The organism is Paenibacillus tyrphae, from assembly GCF_024158745.1.
Classification (GTDB): domain Bacteria; phylum Bacillota; class Bacilli; order Paenibacillales; family NBRC-103111; genus Paenibacillus_G; species Paenibacillus_G tyrfis_A.
Genome location: NZ_JAMZAW010000013.1, coordinates 110,761 through 126,340, shown reverse-complemented (window position 1 = coordinate 126,340; position 15,580 = coordinate 110,761). Strand labels below are relative to the sequence as shown.

General features: G+C 57.0%; 13 protein-coding genes. 9 read left to right on the top strand and 4 right to left on the bottom strand.

The window, feature by feature from the left end; all coding sequences use genetic code 11:
• Positions 1-136: 136 nt before the first annotated feature.
• Positions 137-994 carry an AraC family transcriptional regulator gene (locus NI000_RS20290; RefSeq protein ID WP_253413261.1) on the bottom strand — a complete coding sequence of 286 codons (858 nt, stop codon included), beginning with the start codon at positions 992-994 and terminating at the stop codon, positions 137-139.
• A 90-nt stretch (positions 995-1,084) separates the two neighbouring features.
• On the opposite strand from NI000_RS20290, the gene NI000_RS20285 reads away from it, so the two are divergent.
• Positions 1,085-1,318 (top strand): hypothetical protein, encoded by a 234-nt coding sequence (locus NI000_RS20285; RefSeq protein WP_253413260.1) that lies wholly within the window; start codon positions 1,085-1,087, stop codon positions 1,316-1,318.
• 153 nt (positions 1,319-1,471) lie between these two features.
• Complete coding sequence (locus NI000_RS20280) at positions 1,472-2,830, top strand: S41 family peptidase (protein ID WP_253413259.1); 1,359 nt, start codon at positions 1,472-1,474, stop codon at positions 2,828-2,830.
• A gap of 19 nt (positions 2,831-2,849) precedes the next feature.
• Here NI000_RS20280 and NI000_RS20275 read toward each other — a convergent pair whose 3' ends face one another.
• Together NI000_RS20275 and NI000_RS20270 are read right to left on the bottom strand one after the other, a co-directional pair.
• Positions 2,850-4,196 (bottom strand): TrkH family potassium uptake protein, encoded by a 1,347-nt coding sequence (locus tag NI000_RS20275; protein ID WP_253413331.1) that lies wholly within the window; start codon positions 4,194-4,196, stop codon positions 2,850-2,852.
• A 123-nt stretch (positions 4,197-4,319) separates the two neighbouring features.
• Positions 4,320-5,111 carry an IclR family transcriptional regulator gene (locus NI000_RS20270; protein ID WP_253413258.1) on the bottom strand — a complete coding sequence of 264 codons (792 nt, stop codon included), beginning with the start codon at positions 5,109-5,111 and terminating at the stop codon, positions 4,320-4,322.
• A 377-nt stretch (positions 5,112-5,488) separates the two neighbouring features.
• On the opposite strand from NI000_RS20270, the gene NI000_RS20265 reads away from it, so the two are divergent.
• From NI000_RS20265 to NI000_RS20250, 4 genes are all read left to right on the top strand, one after another.
• Positions 5,489-6,328 carry an amidohydrolase family protein gene (locus NI000_RS20265; RefSeq protein ID WP_253413257.1) on the top strand — a complete coding sequence of 280 codons (840 nt, stop codon included), beginning with the start codon at positions 5,489-5,491 and terminating at the stop codon, positions 6,326-6,328.
• 66 nt (positions 6,329-6,394) lie between these two features.
• On the top strand, positions 6,395-8,104 hold the full coding sequence (locus NI000_RS20260) for an IlvD/Edd family dehydratase (protein WP_253413256.1): 1,710 nt from the start codon (positions 6,395-6,397) through the stop codon (positions 8,102-8,104).
• Positions 8,105-8,157: 53 nt separating this feature from the next.
• A complete protein-coding gene (locus tag NI000_RS20255; RefSeq protein WP_253413255.1) occupies positions 8,158-8,820 on the top strand; it encodes an RraA family protein in 663 nt (220 codons plus the stop codon).
• Positions 8,821-8,851: 31 nt separating this feature from the next.
• Positions 8,852-9,613 (top strand): SDR family NAD(P)-dependent oxidoreductase, encoded by a 762-nt coding sequence (locus NI000_RS20250; protein WP_253413254.1) that lies wholly within the window; start codon positions 8,852-8,854, stop codon positions 9,611-9,613.
• A gap of 112 nt (positions 9,614-9,725) precedes the next feature.
• Here NI000_RS20250 and coaA read toward each other — a convergent pair whose 3' ends face one another.
• Positions 9,726-10,646 (bottom strand): type I pantothenate kinase, encoded by a 921-nt coding sequence (gene coaA, locus NI000_RS20245; protein WP_253413330.1) that lies wholly within the window; start codon positions 10,644-10,646, stop codon positions 9,726-9,728.
• A gap of 259 nt (positions 10,647-10,905) precedes the next feature.
• Between coaA and NI000_RS20240 the strand changes: the two genes are divergently transcribed.
• The 3 genes from NI000_RS20240 to NI000_RS20230 all read left to right on the top strand — a co-directional run bounded on the left by NI000_RS20240 (position 10,906) and on the right by NI000_RS20230 (position 15,423).
• Complete coding sequence (locus NI000_RS20240; RefSeq protein ID WP_253413253.1) at positions 10,906-11,481, top strand: TetR/AcrR family transcriptional regulator; 576 nt, start codon at positions 10,906-10,908, stop codon at positions 11,479-11,481.
• Positions 11,482-11,528: 47 nt separating this feature from the next.
• A complete protein-coding gene (locus tag NI000_RS20235) occupies positions 11,529-14,750 on the top strand; it encodes a bifunctional cytochrome P450/NADPH--P450 reductase (protein WP_253413252.1) in 3,222 nt (1,073 codons plus the stop codon).
• A 130-nt stretch (positions 14,751-14,880) separates the two neighbouring features.
• On the top strand, positions 14,881-15,423 hold the full coding sequence (locus tag NI000_RS20230) for a phosphotransferase-like protein (RefSeq protein WP_253413251.1): 543 nt from the start codon (positions 14,881-14,883) through the stop codon (positions 15,421-15,423).
• The last annotated feature ends 157 nt before the right edge of the window (positions 15,424-15,580 follow it).

Sequence of the window (15,580 nt, the reverse complement as noted above, 5' to 3'; positions counted from 1 at the left end):
CTGATGAGACAACTTCATCTTTTATATTAAGAGGCCGGTTTTTCGATTCAAATAGACAACTTATTACTTTCCATATACATTTGATTACTTTTACCAAAAAAAAAGAGAGCCTGCCGGTTGGCAAGCTCTTCGATAACTAATTCTTCACAATCGGTACCCAAACCTCGCATCGGTAGTCCTCTGCCGACGTATCGCCCGGCGGATAGACTTCCAGCTCCGGTGCGCCTGAAATTTCATAGCCCGTCGCCGGAAACCATTCTTGAAAAATGCGGCCAAATACGTTCTGGATCGCTCCGGGGAGCGGCCCGACCGAGGTGAAGATCGCCCAGGTGGAAGCGGGGATCGTTTTCACGGAGAACCCTTCCGTCACGGCTTCGGGGCCGGCTATGCTTGCAATCGTATACGTCATGGTCTCGTTGTCCAACTGCATCTCGACGACGCCCAGCAAATTCTCGTCCGCTCCCAGGGAAGCAAGCTTGGCTATCGTGCCGTCACGATGACTTTCCTGCCACAGTTGATGGATGAAATGCGATTGCTCCCCGTTCTGACACGTCGCTTGAATGGATTTGCCGACAACCGTAAAAGCTTCTTTTTCCACAATGCGGTAATCCATATCTTTGTCTCCCTTCAGTGATAGATGGAAGGAGATGCGGGGAAACGCTTTAAGGCTGACGCCCGGATTGCGGGCTTCCGACGGCGATATGCCGTGGATTTTGCGGAACGCCTTGGCGAACGATTCGGGGGAGTCATAGCCGTATTTCAGCGCGACGTCCAGCACTTTGGCGGAAGTCGTAGCCAGCTCTTGCGCGGCCAAGGTCAATTTGCGCTTCCGCATATACTCGGCCACGGTCATCCCGGTCAGCATGTGAAACATGCGTTGAAAATGGAACGGGGACACATAAGCGGCTCCGGCAATTTCCTCGATATCCAGCCTTCCGTCCAACCGCTTTTCCATAAGATCAAGAGCTTCTTTCATCCGGATCAGCCAATCCAACCGCAACCGCCTCCTTCATGCCTTATCGTATCATGGAATGACTGGCCGATCCTGTCATTGCGTGCTCTCCGCAGACCGGTTGCCTGTACGTTGATCTTAACAAAAAAACTTGCGGTTTCCAAAAAGCGCGGTGTACATGAAGCTGCTGCTCATCCTGGACGTTCTATCGCAAGCGCCGTAACGCCGGCCTTGGGAAAAATGGGCGTCAACGCCGCAGGGACGCTGTTCGTGCGCGTAGCAGTTTTGCATGTCATGGAATATTGTAAGATAAACGTTCGGCTGTTCTTTGCGATGCTTGTGCTGGACGTAATGCTGCACCGATAGATCTGCCATCTCCTCTCCCGGAGAATCGAGATTCGTTCCTGGGAGTTTTTGTTTTGCCGGAGCGAAATGATGGTAAGGTATAGTTGTCGGAAAAATATAATATTATGGTACAATTTCCATGGATTTGGGGATTGAGAAAAAGGAGGAGAAACCATGTGGAAGAAAATTGCGGTTTCGGTGGGTGTCCTTGTCGTTCTATGTGTTGGAGGCGCGCTTGTCTATTTGAAGGCCAAAACGGGCACGCCTCCGCACATCGATGCGTCGAAGCGCGAGCTGTGGCAATCGGAAGGATACAATTACATTCTCGAAATGGATGATAAGAATGTCATCGTTTATAACTTTACGAAGGATAGCTTGCTCCCCTTTGCCTACGGGCAAATCGAGAAGGATGGCATCATCTATGTTGATAAGTTTCATGGTAATCCGCTGTTGAATACCACGCTCTGGAAAAGGGCGCCGTTGGGTCATTTTCAGAACGGGATTTTAACGGAAGAAACCGGGGCGGTGAAACAGTATAAGAAAATCGACGAGCTGCCGAAAGTAAAAATCAACGCGTTTACGAAAGATCCGGTCCAAAACTTCGAAACGCTCTGGCAAATTTTCGACGAACGCTTCAGTTTGTTCAAACTGACCAACGTGGATTGGAAGAAGGTGTACGAGGAGTATCGGCCTAAAGTAACGCAGCAGACGACGGAGGAGGAGCTACGTCTTTTATTCAAGGAAATGATCGGAAAGCTGAACGACGGACATACGATGATTCTTTCGGGCACAACCATCACGCCTTCCCGGGAGGAGGGCGAGCGGGAGAAGCTTTATAACGATCACGAAGAGACCATGCGGAAGAATATCCTCGGTTACCTCGGCGGACCGCTGCAAAGCCGGTTGAACGACCTGCTTCGCTACGGCAAAACGAAGGACGGTATCGGTTATATCGACATGAACGGATTCGGCGAGTTCGACATGAAGAAGATTGACGGGGCGCTGGCTGATGCGGCCAAGGAGCTTGCCGGGAATCGCGGGATCGTGATCGATTTGCGCTTTAACGGCGGCGGGTCGGACGCCTTTGCGGTGGCTTTTGCGAACCGATTCGCCGATAAAAAGAAGCTCGCGTTCTCGAAGCAGGCGAGAAGCGGCGGTTATGAGCAATTTTTCGCGCCGACGCCGATTTATATCAAGCCTCAGGGGGAGAACATCCCGGCCGATAAGATCGTCGTTTTGACCAGCGAGGTCACCGCCAGCGCCGCTGAGATTGCAACGATGTCTCTGAAGGAGATCGACCGGGTGACGGTGATCGGCGAAACGACGAGAGGCATTCACTCCGATGTCTTGATGAACATTTTGCCTAACGAATGGATCGTCATGCTCTCCGCCGAGCAATATAAAGCCGCCGACGGCAAAGTTTACGAACGGGTCGGATTGAAGCCGGACGAAGAAGTGCTGATCCGCAATGAAGATATTCAAGCCGGGAAAGACCCGGTGCTGGCGAGAGCCATCGAGCTGCTGAAAAAATAGCGAAAGGCGCCGTCCGTCTTTATCCGATGATAATTTTTCCTTCCGGGTACCGGTACAGCTCTTTTTTCGGATTCGGCTGCAAGGCGAATGCCAGCGTCACGAGTCCCACTCTCCCGATAAACATGACGCATATCATCACAATTTTGCCGGCAAACGTCAGGTCGGCGGTCAGCCCCATGCTGAGACCCACCGTACCGAAGGCCGAGGTCGTCTCGAACAGGATTTTCAGAAAATCCTGGTCCTGAAGGGTGGACAGCAGCATCGTCGCAAACGCGAGGAAAAAAACGGCGGTCAGCGTGAATGTGACGGCTTTGTAGATGTCCTTCGCGGGCAGACGGTGTCGGAACAGCACGACGTCTTCCTTGCCGCGCAGCATCGCCACGAAAGCCCCGACCAGGATGGCGAACGTCGTCAGGCGGATGCCTCCGCCGGTAGAGCCGGGAGCCGCGCCGATGAACATCATGACGATCATCAGAAACTGCGTGGCGGTCCGAAGCTCGGCGATGTCGAGCGTGTTGACGCCGGCGGAGCGCAGCGTCATCGACTGGAAGAAGGAGGCGACGATTTTCGTCTCCCAGGGCATGCCCCCCAGTGTCTTCGCATTGGTGAATTCGAAGATCAGGATGAGCACGGCGCCCGCCAGCACCAGAATGCCGTTCGTCGACAAGACGACCTTGCTGTGCAAGGACAGCTTGCGGGTCTTGGGAAATTCGATCAGCTCCGAGATGACGACAAACCCGATGCCGCCGAAAAAGATGAGCATCATCGAAACGAGATTGATGCCCAGATCGTTGACATACGGCGTTAAGCTGCGGAATCCGCCGAACAATTCGAAGCCCGCATTGTTGAAGATCGACACGGAATGGAACAGGCCGAAATAGGCGGCCTTCCCGAGCGGCATCTCCTGCCACCAGCGCAGCATGAAATAGAGCGCCGCGATCCCTTCGATCGTTATCGAATACAGGAATACCCGGATGATCAGCCGGACGATGTCGTCAATGTTGGCATGGTTCATCGACTCCTTCAATAAAAGACGGTCGCGCAGCGAGACCCGGCGCTTCAACGCCAGCGTGAACCAGGTGGCCATCGTCATGAAGCCGAGTCCGCCCAGCTGCACCATCAGCAGCAGAACGATCTGCCCGAACAATGAAAAATGAACGCCGGTATCGACAATAATCAGCCCGGTGACGCAGGTGGCCGACGTGGCCGTAAACAAAGCGTCGATATACTTCATGGACTGCCCGTCCGCAGAGGCGGCTGGCAGGGTTAGCAGAAGAGAGCCGATTATAATAATGAGAGCAAAGCCCCCCGCCAGCACGCGCGGCGGGGTTAATTTTATGAATTTGGATTTGGCCGGAGGGCGCACTGGATTCACCTCAAGGTCATGTTCCCACGTCGTTGTCATGGCTTTCCATATCATAGCACGGGATGCCGAGGATTTCACTATGCGCAAGGGAAACGTGACTCGGATAGCTGAGGCGGCTGCCGCTTATTTCGGCTCCGGCTCCGGCGTCTGGACGTACCCGAGCTGCCTCGAAATCTCCAGCGCAGCACGCTTGACCTTCTCCCCGACGGCAGGGATGTCGTGGATCGGAAGCTCCGTCCGCAAAGCGGTGATGCTGACCGCCGCCTTGAGCTGCCCGTTATGATCGAAGACCGGGGCCCCGATGCAGCGGACTCCGGCCTCGCCTTCCTCGTCCTCCACGGCATATCCCTGCCTGCGAATCGCCTCAATTTCCGCCATGAAATCGTGGACGTTCGTGATCGTCTTCTCCGTTTTCTCCGGCAGTCCTTTCTCGCGGATCGCCTGCTCCAGCAGGTCCTGCGGTATGAAGGCGGCCAGCGCTTTGCCGACGCCCGAGGCGTGAAGCGGCTGCCGCTGCCCGATATAGGTGGCGAACTTGACAAACGCCTGGCTCTCGACCTTCTCGACGTACATCGGCTCAAGGTTGTCGAGTACCGCGAGGTGCACGGTGAAGCCCGTTTCGCCGAGCAGCCGCTCCATGGACACCCGGGCTGCGGTGCGGATATCGATCCGGTTCAGCGTGGACAGGCCGATGTTGATGAATTTGGAGCCGAGGCTGTACTTGCCGTCGGGGCTCTTGATGATATATTGATGCTGCTCCAGCGTATTGAGAATGAAGAAAACGCTCGTTTTCGGGATGTCCACGAGCTTGCACAAGTCGCTGACGCCGACAGGCTCCTCGCGCTGGGACAGCGTTTCGATGATGGCAATTGCCTTCTCCAATGCGGGGACGTTATATTTTTTATCGGTAGCCATGATCGTTCCGCCTTACTTGATTTAGTTTAAACAATATTTATGATACAAAAAGGCGGTTCCTTGCGTCAAGCGCTGCTATTATCCATGGGCAAGTGCCGGGATTGTGGCGAATACGCATAGTGAATATGCGGTTTATGTCGCTAAATTTCTTAAAGGAGCAGGCTGGTTCACCTTTAAAATATCGTATTGACAAACGAACGGGAAGCGTTTACTTTTTAATTAAATAATGTTTTGCATATTAAACAATATTCAAGGAATGAGGGAAATGTGCTGAAGGAGCTGCGCGGCGAAGGCGAGCTGTGAGGAGGCTGTGAAGCGTGTAAATGAACGAGCGGGTTATCATACGGACAAAACGACGCGGGGAGGAAGGACGAGAAATGATCTTCGATTGCCATACGCACGTCTTCGGTCCGGGACAGTTCGGCGGAGCTACGCTGGCTGCGGCCAAACGGGCCTGGGGAGAAGGGCAGGAAATGCTTGTGACGCCGGAAGGACACTGGGAGCAGTTCAAGGATATCGCCGGTGCGATCGTGCTGGCCTTTGACGCCCCGGCCACCGGGCTCAACGTGCCGAACGAGTACGTCGCGGACTACGTAGCCAAGCATCCCGGCAAGCTGTTCGGCTTCGCCAGCGTCGACCCGAACCGGTTGAATGCGGCCAGCCTGCTGGAATCGGCGGTAAAGGAGCTTGGGCTGCAGGGCTTGAAGCTCGGCACGATCTACCAAAACTTTTATCCGGAGGCGAAGGAGCATTTTCCCCTCTATGCGAAGGCGGACGAGCTGGGCGTGCCGATTCTGTGGCACCAGGGCACGTCGTTCGTGCCGGAGGGATACCTCGACGCCTCCCGACCGGCGGCGCTCGATCCGATCGCCCGGGCGTTCCCTAATTTAAAGATGGTCATCGCCCACATGGGGCATCCTTGGGTGGACGAATGCATCGCTGTCGTCCGCAAAAACCCGAACCTGTACATGGATCTGTCGGCACTGGGCTCCCGTCCGTGGCAATTTTACAACGCGCTGGTGTCGGCCTGCGAGTACGGCGTCACGCATAAAATCTTGTTCGGATCGGATTACCCGTTCTTCACGACGCAGCAGATGATCGACGCGCTGCGGAACATCAACCGGTTCACCGAAGGCACCTCGCTGCCGCGGGTGCCGGAACAGGTGATTGAAGATATTTTGCATCGGAATACGCCGGAGCTGCTGGGACTTGCGTAGAAACTGCGGCGGGTCAGACGAAGGACGAAACGCGTGCGGGGCACGCCAGAAGGAGACGGAAGCGCAATGGCGGAACAATCGGACAACGGAAAACGCAGGGGCGAAGCTTATTTTGCCGACGAAGGGCTGTGGGGGTTCATCCACCGCTCGTTTACCAAATCGATGGGATATACAGAGGAGGATCTCGCTAAGCCGGTCATCGGCATCTGCAACACGTTCAGCGAGCTGAACAAATGCCATTCCCACTTCAACGAGCTGGTCGATTACGTGAAGCGGGGCGTCTGGCAGGCCGGGGGACTCCCGATGGAGTTTCCGACGATCTCCATCGGTGAGCCTTACGTCAAGCCGACGACGATGCTGCTTCGCAACCTGATGGCGATGGATACGGAGGAAATGCTGAAGGCGCACCCGATCGACGGCGTCGTGCTGATCGGCGGCTGCGACAAAACGGTACCGGCCCAGCTGATGGCCGCCGCCAGCGCCAACATTCCGGCCATCGTGCTGACGGGAGGGCCGATGCTGAACGGGCGGTTGAACGGCCGCAGTCTGGGCGCGTGCACGGACTGCTACCAATTTACGCTGGAGCATAAGGCGGGCAATCTCAACGACGAGCAGCTGGCGACGGCGGAGAACGCGATCTGCCGCAGCGACGGCCACTGCATGGTGATGGGGACGGCCAGCACGATGGCTTCCATCGCCGAAGCGCTCGGCATGGCGCTGCCGGGCTGCGCGGCCATTCCCGCGCCGGACAGCCGCAGGCGGCATATGGCGGAGCGCACCGGCAGGCAGATCGTCAATCTCGTGAAAGCGGACATCCGGCCGCGGGAGATCATGACGGAAGCGGCGCTGGAAAATGCGATCCGCGTGACGATGGCGAGCGGCGGATCGACGAATGCGATCATCCATCTGGTGGCGATTGCCGGCCGCCTCGGCATCCGGCTCCCGCTGGAGAAGTTCGACGAGCTAGCCGCAGCGACACCGTTCCTGCTCAATCTGCGGCCTTCCGGCCAGTACCAGATGGAGGAATACTTCGAGGCCGGCGGCGTTCCGGCGCTGATGAAGGAGCTGGAAGGGCTACTGCACGGCGATTGCCTGACCGTGACGGGACGTACCGTCAGCGAAAATCTCCGCAGCGTGGAGGTGCTGGACCGCAGCGTGATCTATCCGCTGGACCAGCCGCTCGATCCGCAAGGCGGCATCGCCGTGCTCCGCGGCAATCTGGCGCCGGACGGTGCGCTGATCAAGCAGACGGCGGTCTCGCCGCATCTGAAGAAGCACCGGGGTCGGGCGGTCGTGTTCGAATCGCCGGCCGATCTTGAGCGGCGCATCGACGACCCTGAGCTGGACGTGGACGAAAGCAGCGTCCTGGTGCTGAAGAACGCCGGGCCCAAAGGCGCTCCGGCGATGCCGGAAATCGGGCAAATCCCGATTCCGAAAAAGCTGCTGCTGCGTGGCGTCCGCGACATGGTCCGCATCTCCGACGCCCGGATCAGCGGCACGTCTTACGGTGCGCTGATCGTGCACGCGGCCCCGGAAGCGGCGGTCGGCGGTCCGCTGGCGCTTGTGCAAGACGGGGATATGATCGAGCTGGATATCGCCGCTCGGCGGCTGCATCTCGAGGTGAATGCCGCAGAGCTGGAGCGCCGACGGGAGCGGTGGACCGCGCCCGAGCCGCATTACGACCGGGGCTACGGGCTGCTGTATATTGAGCGCGTCATGCAGGCGGACAAAGGGTGCGACTTCGACTTCCTCGTCCCGAAGGAGCTGCGGGAGTAGGAGTCACGAACGACCTTGTACAAATTTTTAGGACGAATGGGGGAGCAAGCTCGATGTACGACAACGATAAGCCATTATTTGATTCCATGTGCGAAAACTTGTATTCTGCGGTCATTTCCGATACGTTAGACGAATTGGGGTACCGCCATCAGGTGATGAGAGAGGACCTGACGCCGTTATCCGCCGATTGGGTCATTGCGGGACGGGCAAAAACGATGCTGTCCGTCGACGTGCATCATTTGCCGGACGATCCGTACGCGCAGGAAATTGCCGCCGTGGACAGCATCCGGCCGGGCGAGATTGTGATCGGCTGCACGAACCGTTCCCGCCAGAACGGGCTGTGGGGCGAGCTGCTCTCGACCGCATCCCAAGCTCGCGGTGCGCGCGGCGCGGTCGTGGACGGCCTCATCCGCGATTCGAAAAAAATTTTGGAGCTGGATTTTCCAGTCTTCGCGACGGGCACGAAACCGGTCGATTCCCGCGGGCGCGGCTTGGTCATCGAATATGACGTGCCGGTACTGTGCGGCGACGTGCTGGTCCATCCAGGCGATGTCGTGTTCGGCGACCGGGACGGCGTTGTCGTCATTCCCGCCGCGGTCGTCGAAGAGGTGGTCCGGCTCGCTACGGACAAAGTGACCCGCGAAAACCATACCCGCGACGAGCTGAAGGCGGGCCGCACGCTGCGGGAAGTGTACGACAAATACGGCGTGCTGTAACCAGACGCCGGAGCAAAGGAGGAGAGGCACCATGAGGCTTGGCGGCAAGCGCGCGCTTGTCACCGGCGGCGCCCGGGGCATCGGCAAGGGCATCGTCGGACGCTTTTTGGCGGAGGGGGCCAACGTGATCGCGCTGGACCGGAACGAAACCGAGCTGGAGGCATTGCGGGAGGAGTTCGCCGGGCATGCGGAGAGGCTTGCTTTGACGGTGTGCGACCTGCGCGACATGGGGCAGCTTGAGCAGGCGGCGGGGGAGGCGTTCGACCGGTGGCAGGGGATCGACATTGTGATCAACAATGCGGGGATTGCGTACCGGGAGCCGTTTCTGGACATCCCGCTGGCCCATTGGGACGCGGTGATGGACATCAACGTGCGCGCCGTGTTCCGGCTGGGCCAGTTGGCCGCCGAACGGATGATCCGGCAGGGGACGGGCGGAAGCATCGTCAACATGAGCTCCAAGAACGGCCTCGCGGGCAGCTCGATGCTGGCGCATTACAACGCTTCCAAGGCGGGGGTCATCCTGTTGTCGCAATCGATGGCCGTCGAGCTGGCGCCGTACGGCATCCGCGTGAACGTCGTCGCGCCGGGCTTCGTGGAGACGCCGCTCGACCGCGAGCTGCGTATCCGCGAAGGGCTGCCGGCCTTTTCCGCGCGGACACCGATGCGAAGGTCGGCCACGATCGACGAAGTGGCGAACGTCTTCCTGTTTCTCGCGTCCGACGAGGCCAGCTACGTAACCGGTTCCACGATCACGGTGGATGGCGGACATCTCGCAAACGCGAGCGAGTTTTAACCGCAGCGGACCTATAAGCCGCACAGCCGTCTGTTTCCTTGGCAGCCGCGCCAATGCCGCTTCGGCATTGAAGCCCGACGACGCTGCAGGGAAGGAGCGGCTTTTTGGCGTGTCACTTCCGCACGAATACCCGCTGTACGGCGTGGCTCGCCCCTTTTTCCAAAATCATCTTCGCGCGTCCTTTGGTCGGCAAAATGTTCTCATGCAGGTTAACCGCGTTGATGTCCCGCCAGATACCGGAAGCGGTTGCGACGAGTTCTTCGCCATGCAGCTCGGCAAAACGGTGGAAGTACGACTTCGGATTGAGAAACGCCGTTTCGCGGAGCATCCGGAACCGTTCGACGTACCACTGCTCGATGTCTTCTTCCTTCGCGTCGACATAAATCGAATAATCGAAAAAGTCGCTGACGAACACTTGGGATAGTTTCCCGACTTGCAGGACGTTGATGCCTTCCACGATCAAAATATCGGGCTGGCGGATTGTCTCCACTTCGTCCGGCACGATATCGTATGACAAGTGCGAGTAGACCGGCGCATGAACGACGGGCTTGCCTGCCTTAATATCGCGGATAAACCGCAGGAGCTTCTTGATGTCGTAGCTTTCCGGGAAGCCTTTGCGCTTCATGAGCCCTCGTTCCTCAAGCACACGGTTCGGGAACAAGAAGCCGTCCGTCGTAATCAGCTCCACGTTCCGGTGCTCCGAACATCGCGAGAGCAGCAGCTGCAGCAGCCTCGCCGTCGTGCTTTTGCCCACGGCCACGCTCCCGGCGATGCCGATAATGAACGGAACCGGTTCGGCGCCGTTCTGCAGGAACGAAGCGGACGTGCGGTGAAGCGTCCTGGCGTTCTCCACCAGTAGATCGAGAAACCGCGTCAAGGGAAGATAAATTTCTTCGACCTCTTGAAACGGAACTTTGTCGTTCAGGCCTTTGAGCTGCTCGAACTCTTCCATCGTAATGCGAAGCGGCGCGGTAGCGGGCAGTCCGGACCACGCCTGACGATCGAATTCATAATAGAGGGAGTACGGATTCATCGGGACCTCGCTGTCCATCAAAATGGTTTAGTAATAATGCATTTTCATATCATAGCATGACCCGGCGGCGATTTCACTAGTTTGTTACTCCTGAAAAAAAGGCCGGTTCTGAGCGGAGGCGGACAAATCCCATATCTGGAGCATGATTTCAGCCGTGAGGAGCACGGCTTTTTTTATTTGAATTTATGTATGTACTGGTTTATAATGGAATCAAATGATAGATGAATCTATCGATTTCATCGAAAGTGAGGCAGAGATTATGGCGACGGCCAGATCGGCAACAAGGGAACTCAGGCTTCGTGCCATACTCGATGCGGCTACGGAGATCCTGGTCGAAAAGCCTACGGCATCCATGAACGAGATTGCCGAATATGCGGGCATCGGCATTGCCACCCTGCACCGGTACGTGGAAAGCAGGGAGCAGTTGATGCTGCAGCTGGGGCTAAGAGCGGCGCAGGTGGTGGGAGAGACGATCAGCCGTATCCCGTTGGACGAGGAATCGAGCGAAACCTGCATTTCGCAGCTGGTGGAAGCGCTGATTCCGCTGGGAGACAAAATTTATTTTCTCGCTCATGAAACCTCGCTGAATTACAACCCCGAGATGTCCGCGGCCGAGGAGAAGCTGAAGGAACCGATTCACCACATGATCCAATCGCTGCAGCGCAAAGGCCATTTCCGGCAAGATATGAGCAGCGAATGGATTCTGAACGTGCTGTATTCGCTCCTCTTTGTCACCTGGCAGCAGGTTCATGAAGGCAACGTTGCCAAAAAATCGGCTGCTGCGCTAGTTCTGGAGACGCTGTACCACGGGTTTAAAGCAAGCAAACCGGAGTAGGTTTAAAGAGGCTCGGCAAGGCAAATGGATACGGGAGGATGGTTGTTATGAGTGAAGCGGGAGTCATTCCTCAACCCAAAACTTATGGTCCCCTTGGAAATTTACCTTTGATCGACAGCAAGAAACCGACCCTTTCGCTTTGTAAACTTGCAGAAGAGTACGGCCCTATATACCGGATCACGCTTCCGGGTTATTCCAGCATTATGGTGTCCGGACATGACCTCGTAGCGGAAGTTTGCGACGAATCGCGCTTCGATAAAAGCATAAAGGGCGACCTGGAGAACGTGCGCGCCTTTGGCGGAGACGGGTTGTTTACAAGCCGCACGGATGAGCCGAACTGGCCAAAAGCGCATCGGATTCTTCTCCCCACCTTCAGCCAGCAGGCGATGAAAGGGTACCATGCGATGATGGTCGACATCGCTTCGCAGCTGATTCAAAAATGGGCCCGTCTCAACCCCAACGAAAGCATCGATGTCGCGGAAGACATGACCCGGCTTACGCTGGACACGATCGGCTTATGCGGCTTCAATTACCGCTTTAACAGTTTTTATCGCGAAACGCCCAGCCCTTTTATTAACAGCATGGTCCGCGCTCTGAACGAAGCGATGCTGCAAGGCAGCCGCCTGAAGATCCAAAACCTGTTCATGGTGCGAACGAGACAGCAGTTTAACGAAGACATTCAAACGATGTTTTCCTTGGTGGACAAAATGATCGAGGAACGAAAAGCAAACGGGGACCGGGGGGAAATCGACCTGCTCGCCCGGATGCTGAACGGGAAGGACCCGGAGACGGGCGAGACGCTGGATGACGAAAATATCCGGTATCAGATCATCACGTTCTTGATCGCAGGACATGAGACGACAAGCGGCTTGTTATCGTTCGCTTTATACTTTTTGCTGAAGCATCCGGATGTGCTCCAGAAGGCTTATCTGGAAGCAGACCGGGTGCTGACGGATTCGTTTCCGTCGTATTCGCAGGTGCTGCAACTCCATTACATTCGGATGATTTTAAACGAATCGCTGCGCTTATGGCCGACGGCCCCGGGATTCGAGCTCTATGCGAAGGAAGATACGGTCATTGGCGGAAAGTATCGCATTCGCAAGGGGGAAGGCATCGGGGTGATCCTGCCGCAGCTTCATCGGGACAAAGCGGCCTGGGGCGCCGACGCGGACGAATTCCGCCCCGAACGCTTCGCAGATCCCGCCAAAATTCCCAATCATGCCTTCAAGCCGTTTGGAAACGGGCAGCGGGCGTGCATCGGCATGCAGTTTGCGCTTCACGAAGCGACGCTGGTTCTCGGCATGATTCTCCGGCATTTTGAGCTGGTGGATCATACGAACTATCAGTTGGACGTGAAGCAAACCTTGACGCTCAAGCCGGGCGATTTTCATATCCGCGTGCGGCTGCGGCATAAGACGGCAAGCCCCGCGGTTCATGAACCGGAAACAGCAGGCTATTCCCGAGCCGTTGAAGCGGAGCCAAGGGAGGCGAAAACAAACCGTCCGCTTGCAGGGGCGGAAAAGACGTCTCTGCTCGTGCTCTACGGCTCCAATTTGGGCACGGCGGAAGGGATTGCCCGCGAGCTGTCGGATGCCGCGCGGGCGCAGGGCTTCCGAAGCAAGGCTGCGCCGCTGAACGATGGGATCGGAAGGCTGCCCAAGGACGGGGCGGTGCTTATCGTCACCGCGTCTTATAACGGCAAGCCTCCGGGCAATGCGCGCGAGTTCGTGAAATGGCTTGAAGGCGTGCAGCCTGGAGAGCTTCAAGGGGTTCGCTATGCCGTATTCGGTTGCGGGGACCGCAGTTGGTCCAATACGTATCAGGATGTGCCGCGGTGGATTGACGAGCAGCTGGCCCGGAAGGGAGCGGCAAGGCTCTCGGTGCGCGGCGAGGCGGATGCCGGCGGCGACTTCGAGAAGCAGCTCGACGAATGGCGTGTCCGTCTATGGTCCGATCTTAGGCATGCTTTTGGACTGGAACGAAGCGACGCAGAGAAGGAGGAAAGCGGTCTTCATATCCAAATGGTCAGCGGCTTGGAAACAATTCCGCTTGCCCGGGCCTACGATGCTTTCTACGCTTCGGTGACGGGTCACCGCGAACTTCGAACGGCCGGCAGCGGCCGGAGCACGCGGCATCTGGATCTTGCGCTGCCGGATGGGGTTACTTACCGGGAGGGCGATCTTCTCGGCGTACTGCCGTGCAACAGCCTGGCGAATGTCGGCCGGATTTTGCGGCGGTATGGATTGAAGGGGAGCGATCAGTTGATTGTCACGGCGGCAAACGGTAAAGATCTGCCGCATCTCCCGCTGGATCGCCCGGTCAGTATCCATGAGCTGCTGAGCCGGTGTGTAGAGCTGCAGGAACCCGTTACCCGCGAGCAACTGCGCGAGCTTGCGGCCTATACGGTGTGTCCTCCGCACAAGCATGAATTGGAAGCCATAGCCGAGGAGAGCGTCTACGAGGAGCAGATCTTGAAGAAGCGTATTACCATGCTTGATCTGCTTGAGAAATATGAAGCCTGCCAGCTGCCGTTCGAAAGGTTGATCGAGCTGCTGCCTCCTCTGCAGCCGAGATACTATTTCATATCCAGCTCCCCTCAGGTCAATCCCCGGCAGATTGGCATCGCCGTAGACGTGATGCAGGACCCGGCTTGGGGCGGGCGCGGCGAATACCGCGGGGCTGCTTCGAATCACTTGGCCGAATGCAGGCCAGGAGATGAAGTCTTGATCTTCATCCGTACGTCCGAAGCCGGATGGCGGCTCCCGGAAGATCCGGCGACGCCGATCATTATGGTGGGAACCGGGACAGGAGCGGCGCCTTTTCGGGGCTTTTTACAGGCGCGGGCCGCGATCCAGGAGAAGGGAGCCGCTCTGGGCGAGGCGCATCTGTATATCGGATGCCGGAACGAGTCCGATTCGATTTATCGCGAGGAGCTTGAGCACTACGATAGGGAGGATGTCGTGACGCTTCATCAAGCTTATTCCCGTGCGGAAGGGAAAGGCAGTATCCATGTACAGCTTTTGCTGGAGCGCCATGCCTCGAAATTGATGGACATCCTTGATCGGGGAGGATGCATCTACGTATGCGGGGATGACGCTCAAATGTCCCTGGAGGTGGAGTCGGCATTGCAAAAAGCATACTGGACCGTGCATGGAGCCGGGGAGCGGGAAGCGAAAGCTTGGCTGGAGCGTCTTCGAACGGAGGGGCGTTACGCGAAAGAAGGATGGGGGCGCATGCATCCGGAAAATAGCGTCGCCATAGTCAAATAGCAGCTCACCGGCGCTGTTTTGACCTCGTACCGGAGGAGCAAACCGTTTTATCCAAACTGTCCCTAATGATGATTGTTGCGCGGATGTTACACTGGAAGCGACACGAAGTTCGCCGGAGAGGGGCATTCGCATGAAACACGATGAAGAAACCGCTATTTATCTAATCACCGGGGTGATGGCGAGCGGCAAATCGACGGTCGCGCAGCTGCTGGCCGAGCAATTCGACCGCGGGGTTCATTTGCGCGGCGATACGTTCCGCAGGATGATCGTCACAGGCCGGGAAGAGCTGCTTCCCGACGCCTCGGAGGAAGCGACCCGTCAGCTGCGTTTGCGGTACCGCCTGGCTGCCGCCGCGGCCGATACATATGCCGATGCCGGCTTCACCGTCGTCGTACAGGACGTTATCATCGGGCCGATGCTGGAAGAGTTCGTCTCTTTCGTCCGGCATCGTCCGCTTTATGTCGTCGTGCTGGCGCCCGGCATCAAGGCGGTTGCCGCCAGAGAGGCGACCCGGGGGAAGAAAGGCTACGGAGTGTGGACGGTTGCCGGGTTGAACGGCATTTTGCATAACGAAACGCCGAAAATCGGCCTGTGGCTCGATACGTCCGAGCAGACTCCGGAAGAGACGGTAAGCGAGATCAGGAGACGTTTTGCGGAGGAAGCGGTCGTCTGACCTTTGTTGAGCGGCTGCGAAATAGGCCTTAATCCGAAGCTTTTTGCGCGGATTAAGGTTTTTTTTATTTCCCGGAGTTCCAATCTTTTCCGTTAATATTCCGTTTAAAAAAGTATCGTAAAGTACAGATTGTCAAACGGAAGAGAGTTATAGGAGA